The sequence below is a fragment of the Variovorax sp. WDL1 genome (assembly GCF_001541225.1).
Taxonomy (GTDB): Bacteria; Pseudomonadota; Gammaproteobacteria; order Burkholderiales; family Burkholderiaceae_C; genus Variovorax.
This window is the reverse complement of record NZ_LMTS01000286.1, coordinates 22,653-28,716: the sequence shown is the minus strand read 5'-3', so window position 1 is coordinate 28,716 and position 6,064 is coordinate 22,653. Positions and strand designations below refer to the sequence as shown.

General features: G+C 67.2%; 6 protein-coding genes. All 6 read right to left on the bottom strand.

Going from position 1 to position 6,064, the window contains the following annotated elements; all coding sequences use genetic code 11:
* Positions 1-111: 111 nt before the first annotated feature.
* Positions 112-420 carry a DUF2160 domain-containing protein gene (locus APY03_RS34465; RefSeq protein ID WP_068684460.1) on the bottom strand — a complete coding sequence of 103 codons (309 nt, stop codon included), beginning with the start codon at positions 418-420 and terminating at the stop codon, positions 112-114.
* Between the two features lie 12 nt (positions 421-432).
* The gene (locus APY03_RS34460; protein WP_068684468.1) at positions 433-1,245 is read right to left on the bottom strand and encodes a carbohydrate ABC transporter permease; all 813 of its coding nucleotides are present in this window, start codon (positions 1,243-1,245) and stop codon (positions 433-435) included.
* 85 nt (positions 1,246-1,330) lie between these two features.
* Positions 1,331-2,221 carry a carbohydrate ABC transporter permease gene (locus APY03_RS34455; protein WP_068684458.1) on the bottom strand — a complete coding sequence of 297 codons (891 nt, stop codon included), beginning with the start codon at positions 2,219-2,221 and terminating at the stop codon, positions 1,331-1,333.
* Positions 2,218-3,288, bottom strand: coding sequence for an ABC transporter ATP-binding protein (locus APY03_RS34450; protein ID WP_068684456.1), 1,071 nt, complete (start codon positions 3,286-3,288; stop codon positions 2,218-2,220). Before APY03_RS34450 ends, APY03_RS34455 begins: the two co-directional genes overlap by 4 nt.
* A gap of 2 nt (positions 3,289-3,290) precedes the next feature.
* Positions 3,291-4,367 carry an ABC transporter ATP-binding protein gene (locus tag APY03_RS34445; protein ID WP_068684454.1) on the bottom strand — a complete coding sequence of 359 codons (1,077 nt, stop codon included), beginning with the start codon at positions 4,365-4,367 and terminating at the stop codon, positions 3,291-3,293.
* A complete protein-coding gene (gene glpD / locus APY03_RS34440; RefSeq protein WP_083944767.1) occupies positions 4,358-6,007 on the bottom strand; it encodes a glycerol-3-phosphate dehydrogenase in 1,650 nt (549 codons plus the stop codon). Before glpD ends, APY03_RS34445 begins: the two co-directional genes overlap by 10 nt.
* Between the last annotated feature and the right edge of the window lie 57 nt (positions 6,008-6,064).

Sequence of the window (6,064 nt, the reverse complement as noted above, 5' to 3'; positions counted from 1 at the left end):
GCCGTGCCCGCCGCGGTCTATTGATCAGCGTTTCCCTAGGTGCTTCCCGGTGTTGTGCAGATCCCGGCCCCGGGAAAGCGGAGAGCCGGACAGCGTGAAATGAATGTGCGCTCAGCCCTTGCGCATGACGAGCGCGAGCACCAGCATCGACAGCACGAAGCTGATCCAGATCGAGGGCTCCGCCTCCAGCTCGAGCCATTCCTGGAGCTTGCCTGCGATGCCGATGAAGGCCAGGTTGATGTAGGCAGCGATCAGCAGGCCGATGAAGAGCCGGTCGCCGCGCGTGGTCTCCATCGGCAGCCAGCCGCGGCGCAAGGTGGTGGGCGACTTGACTTCCCACATCGTCATGCCGACGAGCATCAGCGCGATGCAGCTGAAGAAAACCGCCACCGGAGTGGTCCAGACCATCCATTCGAGCATCTCTTGTCTCCTCTAGACCCGGCCCATCGCGAAGCCCTTCGCGATGTAGTGCCGAACGAACCAGATCACGATCGCGCCCGGCACGATCGTCAGCACGCCTGCCGCCGCCAGCGTCGCCCAATCCATGCCGGAAGCGCTCACCGTGCGCGTCATCGTCGCCACGATGGGCTTGGCGTTCACGCTGGTCAGCGTACGCGCGAGCAGCAGCTCGACCCAGCTGAACATGAAGCAGAAGAAGGCCGCGACGCCGACGCCCGCCTTGATCAGCGGCAGGAAGATGGTGAGGAAGAAGCGCGGGAAGGAGTAGCCGTCGATGTAGGCCGTCTCGTCGATCTCGCGCGGAATGCCGCTCATGAAGCCTTCCAGGATCCACACCGCCAGCGGCACGTTGAAGAGCAGGTGTGCCAGCGCCACGCCCAGGTGCGTGTCCATCAGCCCGACGGTGGTGTAGAGCTGGAAGAACGGCAGCAGGAACACGGCCGGCGGCGTCATGCGGTTGGTCAGCAGCCAGAAGAAGACATGCTTGTCGCCGAGGAATGAATAGCGCGAGAACGCATAGGCCGCAGGCAGCGCCACCGTGAGCGAGACGACGGTGTTGATGCCCACGTAGATCAGGCTGTTGATGTAGCCCGAGTACCAACTCTCGTCGGTGAAGATGCGCGCGTAGTTGGCCCAGGTGAACTGCTGCGGGAAGAAGGAGAAACTCGAAAGAATCTCCTCGTTGGTCTTGAAGCTCATGTTGACCATCCAGTAGATGGGCAACAGGGCGAACAGGATGTAGAGCAGCAGGAAGATGCTGCGCTTGCGGAAGCGTCGCTCGTTCATCATTGAAGCCCCCACGCTCTGCCCTTCGTGTCATCGCTGCCCCCCGAGGGGGCGCGAGCTTGCTTGGGGCGGCCCGGCGCGGCGCTCATTTCGGCTCCTCCACCGTCTGCGTGCCCACGCGCTGCATCCAGTTGTAGAGCACGAAGCAGAACAGCAGGATGATCAGGAAGTAGATGAGCGAGAACGCCGCCGCCGGGCCGAGGTCGAACTGGCCCACGGCCTTCTGCGTGAGGTACTGGCTCAGGAATGTGGTGGCGTTGCCCGGCCCGCCGCCGGTGAGCACGAAGGGCTCGGTGTAGATCATGAAGCTGTCCATGAAGCGCAGCAGCACCGCGATCATCAGCACGCCGCGCATCTTGGGCAGCTGGATGTAGCGGAACACGGCGAAGCGGCTGGCGCCGTCGATGCGCGCGGCCTGGTAGTAGGCGTCGGGAATGGAGCGCAGCCCGGCAAAGCACAGCAGCGCCACCAGCGGCGTCCAGTGCCAGACATCCATCACCAGCACCGTGATCCAGGCATCGGTCGCGCTGCCGGTGTAGTTGTAGTCGATGCCCAGCTTTTGCAGCGTCCAGCCGAGAAGGCCGATGTCGGCTCGGCCGTAGATCTGCCAGATGGTGCCGACCACGTTCCACGGGATCAGCAGCGACAGCGCAATGATCACCAGCACGGCCGAGGACCTCCACCCGGTCGCCGGCATCGAGAGCGCCAGGCAGATGCCGAGCGGGATCTCCACCAGGAGCACCGCGAACGAGAAGCCGAGCTGCCGCCAGAGCGCAGCGTGCAGCTCGTCGTCGCGCATCACCGAGGCGAACCATTCGGTGCCCACGAAGACGCGGCGCTCGGGCGAGATGATGTCCTGCACCGAGTAGTTGACCACCGTCATCAGCGGCACGATGGCTGAGAAGGCCACGCACAGCAGCACCGGCAGCACCAGCCACCAGGCCTTCTGGTTGACGGGCTTGTTCACTCCATTCATGCGACCAGCTCCTCGTCACGATAGAAGCAGGTGTGCGCGTCCACCACCTTCAGCCAGACCTGCTCGCCTGCGCCCGGCGCCGGCATGTCGGATGGGAGCCGCGCCTTGATCACGCTCTCCCCCGCCCGCGCCGTCAGCATCTGGTGGGTGCCCACGTCCTGCAGTTGCACGACGGTCGCCGACAGTGCACCGGCGGCGTTCGGCGCGGCCAGCGTGACGTACTCGGGGCGGATGCCCAGCTTGAGCGCGCCCTCGGGCAGCGTGCGCTGCGTCGTGAGCCGCATGCCCGCCACTTCGAGCGACCAGCCGCTGCTGTGCACCGGCAGGAAGTTCATGCCGGGCGATCCGATGAAGTGGCCGACGAAGGTATGGGCCGGGCGTTCGAAGAGCGCATCGGCGCTGCCCACTTGCACCGCCTTGCCGCGTGTCATGACCATCACCTCCTCCGCGAAGGTCAGCGCCTCGACCTGGTCATGCGTCACATAGATCAGCGTGAGCTTGAGCTCGCGGTGGATCTGCTTGAGCTTGCGCCGCAGCTGCCACTTGAGGTTGGGGTCGATCACCGTCAGCGGCTCGTCGAACAGCACGGCCGACACATCGCTGCGCACCAGCCCGCGGCCCAGCGAGATCTTCTGCTTGGCGTCGGCCGCGAGCCCGGCGGCGCGCTGGTTGAGCTGGCCGCTCATGTCCAGCATCTCGGCGATCTCGCCCACGCGCTTGCGGATCTGCTCGGCCGGCATCTTCCGGTTGCGCAGCGGAAAGGCAAGGTTCTCGGCCACGGTCATGGTGTCGTAGATCACGGGGAACTGGAACACCTGCGCGATGTTGCGTTCCTGCGGCGACGCATGCGTGACATCGCGCCCGTCGAAGCTGACGGTGCCGCGCGAAGGCACCAGCAGGCCCGAGATGATGTTGAGCATGGTGGTCTTGCCGCAGCCCGAGGGGCCGAGCAAGGCGTAGGCGCCGCCGTCGCGGAATGTCATGGTGAGCGGCAGCAGCGCATAGTCGCTGTCCTGCGTGGGATTCGGCCGGTAGGCATGGGCCAGGTCGAGGTCGATGCGTGCCACCTTCAGGCTCCTTGTCTGCGCCATGCGGGCGCCAGGGCCAGCCGTTCGGCGGCGTCGAACACATAGGCTTGCGTCGCCGCAAAGTAGAGCGTGATCGCCGCCCCGAGCTCGAAGCGGTGCACGCCCGTCAGCTGGGCCACCAGGTCGCCCACCAGGGTCTTCACATGCACGAAGGTGTCGGAGCCCGAAATCTCCGCCAGCTCGACCTTGCCGGGGATGGCGATATCGCCCTCGCCGGGACGCACGTCCAGCGCACTGGCACGCAGGCCGAGGGTGACCGCGCCATCGACGCCGGCCGGCAACGTCACGGGCACCAGCGGGCCGCCGGCCAGCTGCACGCCGCCGGCCGCCACGCGCCCGGCCAGCAGGTTCATCGGCGGGTCGCTGAAGGCGCGCGCCACGCGCAGCGACTGCGGCGCGTGGAAAACCTCGGCGGTGGGGCCGTACTGCAGCAGCTGGCCGGCATCCATGACCGCCGTGTAGCCACCGAGGAGCAAGGCCTCGCCGGGCTCGGTGGTGGCGTAGATCACGGTCGAGTCGCCGGTGGCGAAGAGCTGCGTAAGCTCCTCGCGCAGGCCTTCGCGCAGCTTGTAGTCGAGGTTGACCAGGGGCTCGTCGAGCAGCACCAGCGGCGCATTCTTGGCCAGCGCGCGCGCCAGCGCTACGCGTTGCTGCTGGCCGCCGGAGAGCTCGGCCGGGTAGCGGTCGAGGAACATGCCGATGCTCAGCTTGTCCGCCAGCTCGCGCACGCGCGCCTCGATGTTCTTCTCGCCGCGCAGCTTCAGCGGCGAGCCGATGTTCTCGGCCACCCGCAGCGAGGGGTAGTTGATGAACTGCTGGTAGACCATCGCCACGTTGCGCTCGCGCACCGGCACGCCGGTCACGTCCTTGCCGTCGACCAGGACCAGGCCCGAGGTGGGCGTGTCGAGCCCGGCCATCAACCGCATCAGGCTGGTCTTGCCGGCTTGCGTGGCGCCGAGCAGCACCGTCACCGCGCCGTGCCTCGGCGCGATGCTCTGCTCGTAGAGCCAGGTCTGCGCCCCCACCTTCTTGGTGACGCGCTCGAGTGTCAGCTGCATGCAACTCCTTCCTGCTGCCTGGGGGTGCGGGCCTGCTGCTGCATCCAGGCACCGACACGTTCTCGTTGTTCCGGCGTGTAGTACAGGCCCAGCTTGGAGCGCCGCCACAGAACGTCGTCTCCGCTGCACGCCCATTCCTCGTCCTGCAGGTAGCGCAGCTCGCGCTCGTGCAGGCCTGGGGCCACGGCCTGGCCCATATCGTTCATCGATTGCGCGTCCCCGATCACCGTGGCAATGCGTGCGCCATAGGCCCGTGCGAGCCGGCGCGCCAGCGCGCCCTCGAGCCAGGGATGCTTCGCGCGGACGGCCGCCACGAAGCGCTCGAAGTCCTCGTCGGGACGGGTGGCGGCGCCGATCCAGCCCGACAGGTCGCCGCCGGCGAGGAAGGCACCCTCGGTCCAGGCGGCACGCGATTCGCCGAGCATGCGGCCCACCTCGTCGGCCGCATCCTCGGAGAGCTTGCGGAAGGTCGTGATCTTGCCGCCCCAGACCGACAGCAGCGGCGCCGCGGTCGTGTTCGATTCGAGCATGTAGTCCCGCGTCACCGCGGAGGGATCGCCAGAAGCGTCGTCGAGCAGCGGCCGCACGCCCGAGTAGGTCCAGGCCACGTCCGCCGGCAAGACCGGCTTCTCGAGATAGCGGCTGGCCTGGGTGCAGAGGTATTCGATCTCGTCCGCCCCGATGCGCGCCGCGCCGGGGTCGTCGCCGCTGAGCTCGATGTCGGTCGTGCCGATCAGCGTGAAGGCGTCCTGGTAGGGGATCGCGAAGATGATCCGCTTGTCGGGGTTCTGGAAGATGTAGGCGTGGTCGTGGGTGAAGAGGCGCGGCACGACGATGTGGCTGCCCTTCACCAGGCGCAGGTGCCGGGTGGCCAGTGCCTCGCCCTGCGAAGGCCGCGCGACGCCGCGCAGGAAGGACTCGGCCCAGGGCCCCGCCGCGTTCACCACCGCGCCGGCGCGCACCGTGCGCCGGCCATCCGGGCCCTCGAGCACGGCGGTCCATCCATCGGCATCGCGCTGCGCGCTCAGGCAGCGCGTGCGCGTCAGCACCTCGGCGCCCTTGTCCCGCGCGTCGAGCGCATTGAGCACCACCAGCCGCGCATCGTCGACCCAGCCGTCCGAATAGACGAATCCGCGCTTGAACTGTGGCTTGAGCGGCGCACCGGCCGCGTGCGCGCGCAGGTCCACCGAGCGCGAACCGGGCAGCACCTCGCGCCGGGCCAGGTGGTCGTACAGGAACAGGCCGAGCCGCACCATCCAGGCCGGCCGCATCGAAGGGTCGTGCGGCATCACGAAGCGCAGCGGCCACATGATGTGCGGCGCGCTGCGCAGCAGTACCTCGCGCTCCTGCAGCGCCTTGCGCACCAGCGAGAACTCGTAGTACTCGAGGTAGCGCAGGCCGCCGTGGATCAGCTTGGTGGAAGAAGATGAGGTGTGCGCCGCGAGGTCGTCCTTCTCGCACAGCAGCACGCGCCAGCCGCGGCCGGCCAGGTCGCGAGCGATGCCACAGCCGTTGATGCCGCCGCCGACGATCAGCACGTCGAAGGCGGCCACGGCGGCTGACGAGGATGAAGGGCTTGCGCTCACGGTCTGGGGTTGGATGGTTCGAATTTCGCCAGGGGCGTTTTCGGTTTTTTTCATTTTGGTTCCTTATGGCGCGATTTTCCTACTCGTTAACCCTTGCGTCCATTCGTTTTC

Bases quoted from the DNA above. Each gene is read 5' to 3' on its own strand.
- APY03_RS34460 (WP_068684468.1), bottom strand. From the start codon at position 1,245: ATGAACGAGCGACGCTTCCGCAAGCGCAGCATCTTCCTGCTGCTCTAC.
- APY03_RS34455 (WP_068684458.1), bottom strand. From the start codon at position 2,221: ATGAATGGAGTGAACAAGCCCGTCAACCAGAAGGCCTGGTGGCTGGTG.
- glpD (WP_083944767.1), bottom strand. From the start codon at position 6,007: ATGAAAAAAACCGAAAACGCCCCTGGCGAAATTCGAACCATCCAACCC.
- APY03_RS34445 (WP_068684454.1), bottom strand. From the start codon at position 4,367: ATGCAGCTGACACTCGAGCGCGTCACCAAGAAGGTGGGGGCGCAGACC.
- APY03_RS34465 (WP_068684460.1), bottom strand. From the start codon at position 420: ATGCTCGAATGGATGGTCTGGACCACTCCGGTGGCGGTTTTCTTCAGC.